Raw genomic sequence first — 13,600 nt, forward strand, 5'->3', positions numbered from 1 at the left:
GCGTTGAGCCCCCGAGCAGTCACGGCCCTTGAGCCCGCCTCCACCGACCCGGCGTTCATCCGCAACTTCTGCATCATCGCCCACATCGACCACGGCAAGTCGACGCTCGCCGACCGCATGCTGCAGGTGACGGGCGTCGTCGCCGACCGCGACATGCGCGCTCAGTATCTCGACCGCATGGACATCGAGCGCGAGCGCGGCATCACGATCAAGAGCCAGGCGGTGCGGATGCCGTGGCAGAAGGACGGCAACACCTTCGCGCTCAACATGATCGACACTCCGGGCCACGTCGACTTCACCTACGAGGTGTCGCGCTCCCTTGCCGCGTGCGAAGGAGCGATCCTGCTCGTGGATGCGGCACAGGGCATCGAGGCGCAGACGCTCGCGAACCTGTACCTCGCGCTTGAGAACGACCTTGAGATCATCCCCGTGCTCAACAAGATCGACCTTCCCGCCGCTGATCCGCAGAAGTATGCCACCGAGCTCGCGAATCTCATCGGGGGATCGCCCGACGACGTTCTGCGGGTCTCCGGCAAGACCGGCATGGGTGTCGAGGACCTCCTCGACCGGGTCGTGGAGCGCGTGCCGAATCCTGTCGGTGATCCGGAGGCTCCCGCGCGCGGCATGATCTTCGACTCCGTGTATGACAGCTATCGCGGCGTCGTCACGTACGTCCGCATGGTCGACGGCGCACTCGCGCCCCGTGAGCGTATCCAGATGATGTCGACGGGCGCCGTCCACGAGCTGCTCGAGATCGGCGTGTCGTCGCCGGAGCCGGTGCCGAGCAAGGGCCTCGGAGTCGGTGAGGTCGGCTACCTCATCACCGGTGTGAAGGACGTCAGGCAGTCGAAGGTCGGCGACACGGTCACGACGGCGCGCAAGGCGGCCGAGGAGCCACTTCCGGGCTACACGGACCCCAAGCCCATGGTGTTCTCGGGTCTCTATCCGATCGACGGCGCCGACTATCCGGATCTGCGCGACGCCCTCGACAAGCTCAAACTGTCGGATGCCGCTCTCAACTACGAGCCGGAGACCTCCGTCGCCCTCGGTTTCGGTTTCCGCTGCGGCTTCCTCGGCCTGCTGCACCTGGAGATCGTCACGGAGCGCTTGCAGCGCGAGTTCGGTCTCGACCTGATCGCGACGGCGCCCAGCGTGACGTACCACGTGACGACGGAGGACAAGAAGGTCACGACGGTGACGAACCCGAGCGAGTTCCCGAGCGGAAAGATCCAGTCGGTCTCGGAGCCCATGGTGAAGGTCGGCATCCTCGCCCCGAAGGACTACGTCGGCACGATCATGGAGCTGTGCCAGAGTCGCCGAGGAAGCCTGCTCGGGATGGAGTACCTCGGCGAAGAGCGCGTGGAGCTGCGTTACACCATGCCCCTCGGTGAGATCGTCTTCGACTTCTTCGACCACTTGAAGAGCCGCACGCAAGGCTACGCCTCGCTCGACTATGAACCGAGTGGTGAGCAGGACGCCGATCTGGTGAAGGTGGACATCCTCCTCCAGGGCGAGCAGGTCGACGCGTTCAGCGCGATCGTGCACCGCGACAAGGCCTACGCGTACGGCGTCATGATGACCGAACGGCTGAAGGCTCTCATCCCGCGACAGCAGTTCGAAGTGCCTGTGCAGGCGGCCATCGGGTCACGTATCATCGCTCGTGAGTCGATTCGCGCCATGCGCAAGGACGTTCTCGCCAAGTGCTACGGCGGTGACATCAGCCGCAAGCGCAAGCTCCTCGAGAAGCAGAAGGAGGGCAAGAAGCGCATGAAGATGGTCGGACGCGTCGAAGTGCCCCAGGAGGCGTTCATCGCCGCCCTGAGCGGTGATACCGAGACGAAGAAGGACAAGAAGTAGAGGCCCATGCGCCGGTCCAATTTCGAAGACCAGCCCACTGACTACGCGGCCGTCGGCGCCACGCAGGCGCCCGACCTGCTGCAGTACCCGCCGCACGGCTTCAAGCCGTACGAGGACTCGATAAAGATCGGCAGCGGCGAGGAGCGGTTCCACGCGGCATCCGCCTCGCTGCTGTCGTGGCAGGTCCAGCGACTCGCCGGCTTCGAAGTCACGGCGATCGAACGCGGCTCCGGCGACCAGTACAAGGGCGTCAAGTTCGCGGAGGACGGGACGCCGATCGCCCGAGCCGCCGACCACGCCGAAGAGCGCTTCGCCGCCGACGGCACGCCGTTCGTGACGTCGGGCACGTCGGCGCACTTGTCGGGGCGCGTCGGCCCGTACCGTGTGCGCGGCCGCGTGCGCGTCGTCTACGTGGACGAAGACCCGCGCCGCGTCGCCTTCGCGTTCGGCACGGTGAGCGGCCACGTCATCAGCGGGGAGGAGTCGTTCGCGATCGAGCACCGCAGCGACGACAGCGTCTGGTTCACCGTGCGGGCGTTCGTGCGTCCCACCGGCTGGTTCTACAAGCTGCTGCCTTTCCTGCTGCTGCGCCGACGCCGGCGCCTCTCCACCCAGTATTTGCGCGCCCTGTCACCGGCGTGGGCGCGAGACGTGCGCGACTGACCGTGCCCTCCGCCCTTCCCCTCGCAGATCCTGCACCCGCCGACGGCCTGCTCCCCGAGAGCGCCGCCGAGGGGGCGACCGAGCGCGACTTCGGAGCGTACGTTCACGTTCCGTTCTGCCGGGTGCGCTGCGGATACTGCGACTTCAACACCTATACGGCGACCGAACTGCGCGGTGTGCGGCAGGTCGACTACGCGGATGAGGCTGCCGAGGAGATGCGTGCCGCGCGCACCGTGCTCGAGCGCTCCGGGCTTCCCGCTCGCGAGCTCTCGACCGTGTTCTTCGGGGGCGGAACACCGACCTTGCTTCCTGCCGACGATCTGGTCCGCATGCTCGACGTTCTGCGCGACTCCTTCGGCCTCGTCGACGGCGCGGAAGTCACAACGGAGGCGAATCCGGACAGCGTCGATGCGGAGTACCTGCAGCGCCTCGCCGACGGCGGGTTCACGCGGGTGTCCTTCGGCATGCAGTCGGCGGTGCCGCACGTGCTCGCGGTGCTCGAGCGCACGCACGATCCGGAGCGGATCCCGCTCGTTGTCGATGCGGCACGCGATGCGGGACTGCAAGTGAGCCTCGACCTCATTTACGGCACGCCGGGGGAGAGCCTCGACGATTGGAAGCGATCTGTCGAGCACGCTCTCGCGCAGCATCCCGACCATCTCTCCGCCTACGCGCTCATCGTCGAAGACGGCACGAAACTCGCCCGCCAGATCCGCAAGGGCCAGGTGCCGGAGCCCGATGACGATCTCGAGGCCGAGATGTACGAGTGGGCGGATGCCGCCCTCGCCGGCGCCGGCTACTCGTGGTACGAACTGAGCAACTGGGCACGCGACTCGGAGCACCGTTCCCGGCACAACCTCTCGTATTGGACAGGGCAGGACTGGTGGGGGTTCGGCCCCGGCGCCCACAGCCACATCGGCGGTGTGCGCTGGTGGAACGTCAAGCATCCGGCGGCGTACGCGGGAAAGCTCGCTCAACGCGTCTCGCCGGCGGCGGGACGCGAGACGCTCGACCACGACGTGCGCCTCACGGAACGGATCCTGCTCGAGTCCCGGCTGGCCGACCGAATGCCGCTGGAGATCCTGCCCGCTCAGGCGCGCACGCGCGTCGCCGAACTCATCGCCGAGGGACTCGTCGACGCCGAAGCCGCCCTCCGCGGCCGGCGGCTGGTGCTGACCGTGCGGGGGCGGCTTCTGGCCGACGCCGTCGTGCGGCGACTGACCGACTGAGCGCTACTTGATGAAGCGGAAGTTGACCGGGTACCGGTAGGGCTGTCCGCTGTTCACCTTGACGCCGCCGATGATCGAGAACACGAGGTTCGCGAGGTACGGCAGCCAGCCGAGGAACGACAGAAGGGAGGCGACGCCGAATCCGCCGGCGCCGAACACCACGACAGCCGTGAGCACGCTCAGCACGATCGACCAGATGATGCTGATGATGATCCAGGTGATCTGCCAGTTCAGCGCTTCCTTCGACTCCTGACGCACGAACGGGCCGCGGTCCTTGAAGATGAGGAAGATGATGAGGGAGGGGATGAAGCTCAGCACTCCGCCGAAATGGGACCACATCGCCCACATCTTGTCTTCCTGCGGGCTCAGCGGCTGCGCGCCCGGGTGCTGCCCGTACTGAGGCTGCTGCCCGTACTGGGGCGGCTGCCCGTACTGGGGCGGCTGCTGGCCGTACTGCTGCTGGCCGTACTGCTGCTGGCCGTATGGCGGCGGCTGCTGACCGTAGGGCTGTTGGGGCGGCTGCTGACCGTAGGGCGGCTGAGGTGGCTGCTGCCCATGCAGCGGCTGGCCCTGCGGAGGCTGCTGGGGCTGGTTCGGATCAGCCGGAGGGGTCGTGTTCGGATCGCTCATGGTTGCGCCTTTCGCTCGGTGCCGTCGGATGCCGTTCCCCAGCGCGGAACGGCGCATGCCCTTGGCGGACCTGCAGCAAACTTAGCGGGGTTCGAGCCTCGCCTGCAATTACCTCAGCACAGGTATTCACGACTACTATTGGCACTCGAGGGAAGTGAGTGCCAGTCAAGGAGGGCGAGATGGTCTCGGATCGCAGCCTTGAAGTGCTTCGGGCGATCGTCACGGACTACGTCGAGTCGCGCGAACCCGTCGGCTCCAAACGCATCGTCGAGCGTCACCAGTTCGGCGTGTCCGCGGCCACGATCCGCAACGACATGGCGCAGCTCGAAGAAGAAGAGCTGATCACCGCACCGCATACCTCGTCGGGCCGTGTGCCGACCGACAAGGGCTACCGGCTCTTCGTCGACCAGCTCGCCGACCGTCGTCCGCTCTCGTCCGCACAGAAGCGCGCGATCGAGATGTTCCTCGAGCCGTCTGCCGATCTCGATGACGTCCTCAAGCGAACGGTGAGGCTTCTGTCGCAGCTGACCAACCAGGTCGCGCTCGTGCAGTACCCCTCGTTCGCGCACGCTGCCGTGCGGCACGTCGAACTCGTGCACATCTCCGACGGCGTGCTTCTCGTCGTCGTGATCACCGACAACGGTCGCGTCGATCAGCGCCTCGTCGACGTCGAGCAGCGCTTCGACGAGGCCGACATCGACCGGCTCAAGCACCGTCTCAACAGCGTCGTCGCCGCACAGACCGTCGAAGGCGCCGCCGCGCGCCTCATCGCCGAGCTGGAATCGGATGCCGAAGGGCGCGACGAACGGCACGACGGCATGTTCGCCCGGCTCGCCGCCGTCGTCATCGAGGTGCTCGGCACCTACCGGCAGGACAAGCTGGTGATGGCGGGCGCCGCGAACCTGGCCCGCACGGAAGACGACTTCACCGGAAGCATCTTTCCCGTGCTCGAGGCGCTCGAGCAGCAGGTCGTACTGCTCCGGCTCTTCGGGGAGATGCAAGCGGATCAGTTCGGCGTCGCCGCGAGCATCGGCAGCGAGAATGCCGCCTTCGGCCTCGGCGAGACGAGCGTCGTCGCGAGCGGATACCGTTCCTCTGCTGGCGAAATCGCGCGCCTCGCCGTGCTCGGCCCGACGAGAATGGACTATGCGGGCAACATGGCCGCAGTCCGTGCCGTCGCCCGGTACTTGACGCGACTCCTCGGCGAGGACTGACCTGCCCCCTACGACTGCGCGGCTCGGCGCACCTCCTGAACAGCCGCACCGGACGAGCCCGACCGGTGTGACAGCACGACGAAAGACCACGAGTGGCTGACCATTACGAAACACTTGGAGTCTCACGCGACGCCTCGGCCGACGAGATCAAGAAGGCGTATCGCAGGCTCGCGCGCGAACTCCACCCCGATGTGAACCCGAGCGCGGAGGCGTCCGAGCGCTTCAAAGACGTCACGCACGCCTACGACGTGCTGAGCGACGAGCGCCAACGCGCCGAGTACGACGCCGGAGGACGAGGCGCCTTCGGCGGCGGAGGCGGTTTCGGCGGCTTCGGCGACATCTTCGACACCTTCTTCGGCGGCGCCCAGACCCGAGGTCCCCGGTCACGCCGGGAGCGCGGAGAAGACGCGCTTCTGCGGGTGGAGGTCGACCTTCTCGACGTCATGTTCGGCACGACGAAGGAGATCGACGTCGACACGGCGATCGAGTGCGAGACGTGCCACGGCACGTGCTGCCAGCCGGGAACCTCGCCCGTCACGTGTGACATCTGCCATGGCACCGGCCAGGTGCAGCGCACCGTGCGCTCCCTTCTCGGCAACGTCGTCACGGCGAGCCCGTGCGGCTCCTGCCGCGGCTACGGCACGATCATCACCAACCCGTGCGTCACCTGTCAGGGGCAGGGCCGTGTGCGCGCCCGCCGCACAATCCACGTCGACATCCCCTCCGGCGTCGACACCGGGCTGCGCCTGCAGATGCCGGGCAGCGGTGAGGTCGGCCCGGGCGGTGGCCCGGCGGGCGACCTGTATCTCGAGATCAAGGTGCGACACAACGACGACTTCAGCCGCAACGGCGATGACGTTCTCTGCACTCTCGAGGTGCCCATGGCCGACGCGATCCTCGGCACCACGACGACGATCGACGCTCTCGACGGCGACGTCGAGCTCGAGATCCGCCCGGGTGTGCAGAGCGGCGACGTGCTCGTGATCAAGGGCCGCGGCATCACCGCTCTGCGCAGCAACCTGCGCGGCGACCTGCGCGTGGGCGTGCAAGTGGTGACGCCGACGCGTCTCGACCACAAGGAGCGCGAGCTCATCCGCAGCTTCGCCGCTCGGCGCAAAGACGGCGGCCCGGCACTCGCGCACTTCCAGCAGGGCCTGTTCGCGAAGCTCCGCGACCGCTTCGTGAGCTGATGAGCAGTCTGTTCCTGCGCGAGGACCTCGGCGACGCAGCGATCGGCGCCGTCGTCACGCTGCGCGGCGACGAGGCGAAGCACGCCGTCGCCGTCAACCGCGTGCGCGTCGGGGATCTCGTCCTCGTCGGGAACGGACGCGGTCTCGTCGCCGAGTGCACGGTCACCGCTGCGCAGCCGCGCGAGCTCGAGCTGCGGGTGGAGCGCAGCGAGCGGCACGCGGCTGCGGCTCCCGGCATCCGACTCGCCCAGGCGCTTGCGAAAGGCGACCGCGACGAGCGCGCCGTGCAGATGGCGACGGAGATGGGCATCTCGAGCGTCATCCCGTGGCAGGCGGCGCGCAGCGTCTCACGCTGGGACGCCGCGAAGCAGGCGAAGGGGATCGCGCGCTGGCAGACGATCGCACGCGAGGCGGCGAAGCAGTCGATCCGCCCGTTCGTGCCCGAGGTCGAGCCGGTGACGGATGCCGCCGGGCTCTGCGCCCGCGCCGGCGTCGAGCGGGTTCTCGTGCTCGACCCGCGAGCGGCGACGCCGCTGTCCGGCATCCGCGTTGACGATCGTCCCATCGTGCTCGTGATCGGTCCCGAAGGCGGGCTGAGCGACGACGAGCTCGCTGCGTTCGAGGCCGCGGGCGCCGAACGCGTCGTGCTCGGCGACACCGTGCTCCGCACCTCCACCGCGGGACCCGCCGCCCTCGCGGTGCTTAACGTCGTCACCGGGCGATGGTGAAACACGGACGACACTGCGTTCTCTTACCTAGGATGGAGACATGACAGAATCCGGTCCGAGCATCTTCAGCCGCATCGTCGCTCGCGAGATCCCGGCGACGATCGTCGCCGAGACCGACGACCTGATCGCGATCGAGGACATCAACCCGCAGGCCGACGTGCACGTGCTCGTCATCCCGAAGACCGAGACGTACGCGAACGTCTCTGAGCTCGCCGCCGGCGATCCCGCCCTGCTGTCGCGGCTCGTCGCTCTCGCGCAGAGCATCGCCGACGACCGGGCTGGCGGGCAGTACCGCTTGATATTCAACTCCGGCGCATCCGCCGGGCAGACCGTCTTCCACGTGCACGCCCACGTCCTCGCGGGAGACCTCGGAGAGGCGACACTTGTCGGACGCTGACCACGCTCCCGAACCTGCGACGACCGCGAAGCTTCACGTCGACGGGGTCGCCATGGTGCGGCTCCTTGGCCCCCAGGACCGCCTGCTGACAACCATCGAACGCGAGCACCCCGACGTCGAGGTGCACGTGCGCGGCAACGAGATCTCGCTCTCCGGACCCGCGAAGAGCGTCGAGAGCACCCGGACGCTCATCGAAGAGCTGCTGCGTCTCATCCGCGAGGGCCACGATCTCGACGCCGTCGAGGTGCGCTCCTCGTCCCGCATCGTCGACGAGGGACGGTTGAGCCCCTCCGCCGTGTTCGGCCAGGTGATCCTCAGCTCGCGCGGCAAGAGCATCCGACCGAAGACGGCGGGGCAGAAGGAGTACGTCGACGCGATCGACGACTTCACGATCGTGTTCGGCATCGGCCCCGCCGGCACGGGCAAGACGTACCTCGCCATGGCGAAGGCCGTGCAGGCGCTGCAGCGCAAGGAAGTGAGCCGCATCATCCTCTCCCGCCCGGCGATAGAGGCGGGGGAGCGGCTGGGATTCCTTCCCGGCACGCTCACCGACAAGATCGACCCATACCTGCGGCCGCTGTATGACGCGCTCAACGAGATGATGGACCCCGAGCTCGTGCCCAAGCTGCTCGCTGCCGGCACGATCGAGGTCGCGCCGCTCGCGTACATGCGCGGCCGCACGCTCAACGACTCGTTCGTCGTCCTCGACGAGGCTCAGAACACGACACCCGAGCAGATGAAGATGTTCCTCACGCGACTCGGCTTCGGCTCGAAGATGGTGGTGACGGGCGACATCACCCAGATCGACCTTCCGACGGCGGCATCCGGTCTTCGCCTGGTGACGAAAGTGCTCTCGAACGTCGACGACATCCACTTCAGTCGGCTCACAAGCGAGGACGTCGTACGGCATTCGCTCGTGGGGCAGATCGTCGACGCGTACAGCGAGTACGACCAGAAGCAGCAGGCGCTGCGCTTCGAACGCGAGCAGGCGCACGAGTTCGCGAACCGCGCCGAACGCCGAGGACGAGCTCCGCGCGATCATCAACGCAAACAGGGAGGCCACAGCTCGTGAGCATCGAGATCAACAACGAATCGGCAATCTCGGTCGACGAAGCGGCCATCCTGCGGCTCGCGAACCACGCTCTCGGCGCCATGCACGTGAGTCCTGAGGCCGAGCTCAACATCGTGCTCGTCGACGAGGGCGCCATGGAGCAGCTGCACGTGCAGTGGATGGACGAGCCCGGCCCCACCGACGTGCTGAGCTTCCCGATGGATGAGCTGCGCCCGGGAACGGAAGACGCGCCGACTCCTCCCGGCCTGCTCGGCGACATCGTGCTGTGCCCGCAGGTCGCTGAGGTTCAGGCCGAGTCGGCGGGACACTCGATGCTCGACGAGCTGCTCCTGCTCACGACGCACGGCATTCTCCACTTGCTCGGCTTCGACCACGCCGAGCCGGACGAGGAGCGCGAGATGTTCGGCATCCAGCGGGACATCCTGCTGTCGTTCGCGTCCGCCGAACGACACGGCGCCTAAATGCTCGAAGTCGTCTTCGTCTGCATCGCCGTCGCGCTCGTCGGTCTCGCCGGGCTCATGGCCGCCGCCGACGCGGCGATCGGCGTCAAGTCCCGCGCCGACCTGCACGAGCTCGCGCGCACGAGCCGCGCTGAGGCGTCGCTCTCGGCCATCGCGACGGGCCCCGGCGCCCACCTCAACGCCATCAACTTCATGCGCATCTTCGCGGAGACGACAGCCGCGGTTCTCGTCACGCTCGTGTTCGCGCGGCTCTTCGAGCAGCTGTGGCTCGCCCTGCTCGTCTCGGCCATCGTCATGACCGCCGTCTCGTTCGTGCTCGTCGGGGCGAGCCCGCGCAGCTTCGGCCGTACCCACGCGCTCTCGATTCTGCGGGCGACGGCGCCGTTCATCCACTTCGTGCGCGTGCTTCTCGGCCCGCTCGCGAGCGCGCTCATGGCTCTCGGCAGCCGCGTGACCCCCGGAGTTCCGCGTGAGGCGTCGTTCTCGTCGGAGGAGCAGCTGCTCAGCATGGTCGACGAGGCGACAGAGCTGAGCGTCCTCGAGGAGGACGACCGGGAACTCATCCACTCGATCTTCGAGTTCAACGAGACCTACGTGCGCGAGGTCATGATCCCGCGCACCGACATGGTGAGCATCGAGCAGGACACGAGCGCCGTCGCGGCCCTCGGCGTCTTCCTCGGCACCGGCATCTCCCGCGCGCCCGTGATCGCCGACGACGTCGACGAGGTGATCGGCATCCTGTACCTCAAGGATCTCGCGCGCGTCGTGTACGAGGGCGACGCCCAGGCGCAGCGGATGCCGGCGGAGCAGCTCGTGAAGCCGGCGATGTTCGTTCCCGAGTCGAAGAAGGCGGACGACCTGCTGCAGCAGATGCAGCTCGAGTCCAACCACTTGGCGATGGTCGTCGACGAATACGGCGGGATCGCGGGCCTCGTGACGCTCGAGGACCTCATCGAAGAGCTGATCGGCGACATCTCCGACGAGTACGACCAGGACCTGCTCGACCACGAGCGTCTCGACGAGGATCGCTTCCGCGTGAGCGCGCGGATGCCGATCGACGAGCTCGGCGAGCTGTTCGACCTCGAGATCGAGGACGACGACGTCGATTCCGCGGGCGGCCTGCTGTCGAAGGCTCTCGACCGGCTTCCCGTCCTGGGGGACCGGATCGCAACGCACGGTCTCGTCATGACGGCCGAGCGCACTCGCGGCCGCCGGGGCGAGATCAGCACAATCATCGTCGAACGCGACCCCGAGCACGACACGGACGAGCCCGGCACAGAGGAGCACTCATGACCACGCCAGCGCAGTTCCACGCCGGATTCGTCTCGTTCGTCGGCCGACCCAACGTGGGCAAGTCGACCCTCATGAACGCCCTGGTCGGCGAGAAGGTGGCGATAACGAGCGCGAAGCCGCAGACCACGCGGCGCGCGATTCGGGGGATCGTGACGACGGAGGACGGCCAGCTCATCGTCGTCGACACGCCGGGCATCCACCGGCCGCGCACACTGCTTGGGGAGCGCCTCAACGATCTCGTCCAGTCCGTTCTCAGCGACGTCGACGTGATCGGACTGTGCATTCCCGCAAACGAGAAGATCGGCCCCGGCGACCGCTTCATCAACGACCAGCTCGATGACTACCCGCGGGCGAAGAAGGTGGCGATCGTGACGAAGATCGACACGGTGCCGAAGGCCGCCGTCGGCGACCAGCTGTTCGCGATCTCGACGCTGCGGGAGTGGGATGCCGTGATCCCGATCTCGTCCGTCGAATCGATCCAGCTCGATGTTCTCACGCGCGAGCTCATCGCCCTCATGCCCGAGTCACCGCAGCTGTATCCCGACGAGACGGTCACGGACGAGAGCATCGAGGACCGCGTCGCGGAATACATCCGGGAGGCTGCGCTCGAGGGCGTTCGAGACGAGCTGCCGCACTCGCTCGCCGTGACGATCGACGATATGAGCACGCGTGAAGACAAGGACATCGTCGACATCTACGCCAACCTCTTCGTCGAGCGGGACAGCCAGAAGGCCATCATCATCGGCAAGCAGGGGTCGAGGCTGCGCGACGTCGGAGCGCGGGCGCGCGAGCAGATCGAACCGCTCGTCGGCTCGAAGGTCTTCCTCTCGCTGCGCGTGAAGGTGGCGAAGGACTGGCAGCGCGACCCCAAGCAGCTCGGCCGCCTCGGCTTCTGAGCCGCGTGCGACCCGAGGATGATTCCGGGCCGCGCGAGGATGATCCTGCGCCGCTCACGGCGGTTCGGCGGCGCGCCGGCGCTAGCGTGGATGCCATGATCCGCAACCTCACGCCTCGGCAGCACGCCGTCGACGGCGTGCTCGGCACTCTGCTCGTGGTGCTGTGCCTGCCGTTCACCGCGAACGGCGCGTGGATCCAGCCGTGGATTCTCGCCGGCATGGGGTCGATAATCGTGCTCCGCCGCGTGTCCCCGGCGCTCGCGCTCACGATGGCGTGGGTGTTCTCGCTCGTGCAGATGGGATTCGGCCTGCCGCCGAACCTGTACAACGTGGCCATTCTCGCCGTGGTCTACACGACCGCCCGGTACGGCGAACGCTGGGTGCGCTGGTACGGGCTCGGCTCTGCGATCGCCGGCGGAATCGTCGCGTCGGCGTACATGGTGTTCGTGATGCTGGCCGGACCGCCCGTGAGCGTCGCGGACATCACGATCCTGACGTTCTCCACGGTCGCGGGTTCCGTCGCGGGCATCGTCGTTCTCGGTCTGTCCTGGACGCTCGGACAGCTCATGCGCACCGCCGCTGCCGCCCGCATCGCCGGGTACGAGCGCTATCAGGCGCAACTGCAGCAGCGTCGTGCGGAGAGCGCGACAATCGTCGAGCAGGAACGCAATCGCATCGCGCGCGACATGCACGACGTCGTCGCGCACTCCCTCGCCGTTGTGATCGCGCAGGCCGACGGGGCGCGCTACGTGCACAAGGGCGACGCGGACGCCCTCGGCGGCACCCTCGAGACGGTCTCGGAGACCGCCCGGCAGGCCCTCGGCGACGTGCGCCTGCTGCTGAGCGAGCTTCGCCACGAGCAGGACAGCGGCCCCCAGCCGACACTCGGCGACGTTCCCGACCTCGTCTCCCGCATGCGCTCGGCGGGACTCACTGTCGCCTACACCGAGATCGGCACGGCCCGCCCGGTTCCGGCCGGACGGCAGATCGCCGTGTACCGGATTCTGCAGGAGGCGCTCACGAACGCCCTCCACCACGGCGACCGCAGCGCTCCCGTCGATGTCGTGCTGCGCTGGAGCGACCCGTCGGTCGAGCTCGTCGTCGAGAACGCCGTGCCCGAGCAGGTCGAGGGGCCGCCCGCCGTCGGCGTCTCGAGAGGACACGGCCTCCCCGGCATGCGCGAACGAGCCACCCTGGCCGGCGGTACACTCGCGATCGACGCCCCGCGTCCCGGCCGGTTCCGCATCCACGCGACCGTGCCCGTCGCCGGGTGAGAGGAGAACACCGCATGGCCGAGCCCATCGCCGTCGCGCTCGTCGACGATCAGTCGCTGTTCCGCGCCGGCATCCGCATGCTCATCGACTCGCAAGCCGACTTGAGCTTCGCGGGTGAGGCCGAGAACGGCCATGCGGCGATCGAGCTCGCCCGCCGCGCGCGCCCCGACGTAATCCTCATGGACGTGCGCATGCCCGAGCTCGACGGGATCGAGGCGACGGCCCGGATCCTGGGGGAATCGGATGCCGCGGGGCGGACGCCGCCGCGCATCATCGTGCTCACGACCTTCGAGCTCGACGAGGGAGCCGCGCGCGCCCTGCGCATCGGTGCGAGCGGCTTCCTGCTCAAGGACTCGCAGCCCGAGTTCCTGCTCGCGGCCATCCGCAGCGTGCACGCGGGCAGCGCCGTCATCGCGCCCGGCGCGACGAAGTCCCTCATCGCCCACATGACGGCGCCCGCGCCGGCTCCGCGCGTGCCCGAGGAGTTCGGCTCGCTCACGGATCGCGAGAAGCAGATCTTCGCCCTTGCGGCATCCGGCCTGAGCAATTCCGAGATCGCGGGCAAGGAGTACCTCAGCGAAGCGACGGTCAAGACGCACGTCAGCCGGGTGCTGTCGAAACTCGGCGTGCGCGACCGCGTGCAGCTCGTGATCTACGCCTACGAGCACGGCATCGTCCGCTGACCCTTCCCTCACC

Annotated in this window: 14 protein-coding genes; 13 read left to right on the plus strand and 1 reads right to left on the minus strand. The window is 67.8% G+C overall.

The window, feature by feature from the left end:
- Positions 1-3: 3 nt before the first annotated feature.
- The 3 genes from lepA to hemW are packed head-to-tail and all read left to right on the plus strand — an operon-like array spanning position 4 to position 3,749.
- Positions 4-1,857 carry a translation elongation factor 4 gene (lepA, locus tag BLV49_RS13775; protein WP_091185652.1) on the plus strand — a complete coding sequence of 618 codons (1,854 nt, stop codon included), beginning with the start codon at positions 4-6 and terminating at the stop codon, positions 1,855-1,857.
- 6 nt (positions 1,858-1,863) lie between these two features.
- Positions 1,864-2,520 (plus strand): DUF1990 domain-containing protein, encoded by a 657-nt coding sequence (locus BLV49_RS13780; RefSeq protein WP_091185655.1) that lies wholly within the window; start codon positions 1,864-1,866, stop codon positions 2,518-2,520.
- Between the two features lie 2 nt (positions 2,521-2,522).
- Positions 2,523-3,749 (plus strand): radical SAM family heme chaperone HemW, encoded by a 1,227-nt coding sequence (gene hemW, locus BLV49_RS13785; RefSeq protein WP_091185658.1) that lies wholly within the window; start codon positions 2,523-2,525, stop codon positions 3,747-3,749.
- Positions 3,750-3,752: 3 nt separating this feature from the next.
- Here the strand turns inward: hemW and BLV49_RS13790 are convergent, their stop codons facing one another.
- The gene (locus BLV49_RS13790) at positions 3,753-4,379 is read right to left on the minus strand and encodes a DUF4870 domain-containing protein (protein ID WP_091185660.1); all 627 of its coding nucleotides are present in this window, start codon (positions 4,377-4,379) and stop codon (positions 3,753-3,755) included.
- Positions 4,380-4,558: 179 nt separating this feature from the next.
- Between BLV49_RS13790 and hrcA the strand changes: the two genes are divergently transcribed.
- From hrcA to BLV49_RS13840, 10 genes are all read left to right on the plus strand, one after another.
- Positions 4,559-5,593, plus strand: coding sequence for a heat-inducible transcriptional repressor HrcA (gene hrcA, locus BLV49_RS13795; protein ID WP_091185662.1), 1,035 nt, complete (start codon positions 4,559-4,561; stop codon positions 5,591-5,593).
- Positions 5,594-5,685: 92 nt separating this feature from the next.
- On the plus strand, positions 5,686-6,783 hold the full coding sequence (gene dnaJ, locus BLV49_RS13800; protein ID WP_091185665.1) for a molecular chaperone DnaJ: 1,098 nt from the start codon (positions 5,686-5,688) through the stop codon (positions 6,781-6,783).
- Complete coding sequence (locus BLV49_RS13805) at positions 6,783-7,511, plus strand: 16S rRNA (uracil(1498)-N(3))-methyltransferase (protein ID WP_091185668.1); 729 nt, start codon at positions 6,783-6,785, stop codon at positions 7,509-7,511. The genes dnaJ and BLV49_RS13805 overlap by 1 nt, the downstream gene beginning before the upstream one ends.
- 40 nt (positions 7,512-7,551) lie before the next feature.
- The gene (locus tag BLV49_RS13810) at positions 7,552-7,908 is read left to right on the plus strand and encodes a histidine triad nucleotide-binding protein (protein ID WP_091185671.1); all 357 of its coding nucleotides are present in this window, start codon (positions 7,552-7,554) and stop codon (positions 7,906-7,908) included.
- Positions 7,909-7,960: 52 nt separating this feature from the next.
- The gene (locus BLV49_RS13815) at positions 7,961-8,980 is read left to right on the plus strand and encodes a PhoH family protein (RefSeq protein ID WP_091187376.1); all 1,020 of its coding nucleotides are present in this window, start codon (positions 7,961-7,963) and stop codon (positions 8,978-8,980) included.
- Positions 8,977-9,441 carry an rRNA maturation RNase YbeY gene (gene ybeY / locus BLV49_RS13820; RefSeq protein WP_091185674.1) on the plus strand — a complete coding sequence of 155 codons (465 nt, stop codon included), beginning with the start codon at positions 8,977-8,979 and terminating at the stop codon, positions 9,439-9,441. The genes BLV49_RS13815 and ybeY overlap by 4 nt, the downstream gene beginning before the upstream one ends.
- The gene (locus tag BLV49_RS13825) at positions 9,442-10,734 is read left to right on the plus strand and encodes a hemolysin family protein (RefSeq protein ID WP_091185678.1); all 1,293 of its coding nucleotides are present in this window, start codon (positions 9,442-9,444) and stop codon (positions 10,732-10,734) included.
- Positions 10,731-11,630 (plus strand): GTPase Era, encoded by a 900-nt coding sequence (gene era / locus BLV49_RS13830; protein WP_091185682.1) that lies wholly within the window; start codon positions 10,731-10,733, stop codon positions 11,628-11,630. Before BLV49_RS13825 ends, era begins: the two co-directional genes overlap by 4 nt.
- Before the next feature lie 95 nt (positions 11,631-11,725).
- On the plus strand, positions 11,726-12,904 hold the full coding sequence (locus tag BLV49_RS13835; RefSeq protein ID WP_091185688.1) for a sensor histidine kinase: 1,179 nt from the start codon (positions 11,726-11,728) through the stop codon (positions 12,902-12,904).
- 14 nt (positions 12,905-12,918) lie between these two features.
- Positions 12,919-13,587 (plus strand): response regulator, encoded by a 669-nt coding sequence (locus BLV49_RS13840; protein ID WP_091185693.1) that lies wholly within the window; start codon positions 12,919-12,921, stop codon positions 13,585-13,587.
- The last annotated feature ends 13 nt before the right edge of the window (positions 13,588-13,600 follow it).

This window comes from Paramicrobacterium humi, assembly GCF_900105715.1.
GTDB classification, from domain to species: Bacteria; Actinomycetota; Actinomycetes; order Actinomycetales; family Microbacteriaceae; genus Paramicrobacterium; species Paramicrobacterium humi.

Bases quoted from the DNA above. Each gene is read 5' to 3' on its own strand.
- BLV49_RS13780 (WP_091185655.1), top strand. From the start codon at position 1,864: ATGCGCCGGTCCAATTTCGAAGACCAGCCCACTGACTACGCGGCCGTC.
- BLV49_RS13790 (WP_091185660.1), bottom strand. From the start codon at position 4,379: ATGAGCGATCCGAACACGACCCCTCCGGCTGATCCGAACCAGCCCCAG.
- hrcA (WP_091185662.1), top strand. From the start codon at position 4,559: ATGGTCTCGGATCGCAGCCTTGAAGTGCTTCGGGCGATCGTCACGGAC.
- BLV49_RS13805 (WP_091185668.1), top strand. From the start codon at position 6,783: ATGAGCAGTCTGTTCCTGCGCGAGGACCTCGGCGACGCAGCGATCGGC.
- BLV49_RS13810 (WP_091185671.1), top strand. From the start codon at position 7,552: ATGACAGAATCCGGTCCGAGCATCTTCAGCCGCATCGTCGCTCGCGAG.
- BLV49_RS13815 (WP_091187376.1), top strand. From the start codon at position 7,961: ATGGTGCGGCTCCTTGGCCCCCAGGACCGCCTGCTGACAACCATCGAA.
- BLV49_RS13825 (WP_091185678.1), top strand. From the start codon at position 9,442: ATGCTCGAAGTCGTCTTCGTCTGCATCGCCGTCGCGCTCGTCGGTCTC.
- era (WP_091185682.1), top strand. From the start codon at position 10,731: ATGACCACGCCAGCGCAGTTCCACGCCGGATTCGTCTCGTTCGTCGGC.
- BLV49_RS13835 (WP_091185688.1), top strand. From the start codon at position 11,726: ATGATCCGCAACCTCACGCCTCGGCAGCACGCCGTCGACGGCGTGCTC.
- BLV49_RS13840 (WP_091185693.1), top strand. From the start codon at position 12,919: ATGGCCGAGCCCATCGCCGTCGCGCTCGTCGACGATCAGTCGCTGTTC.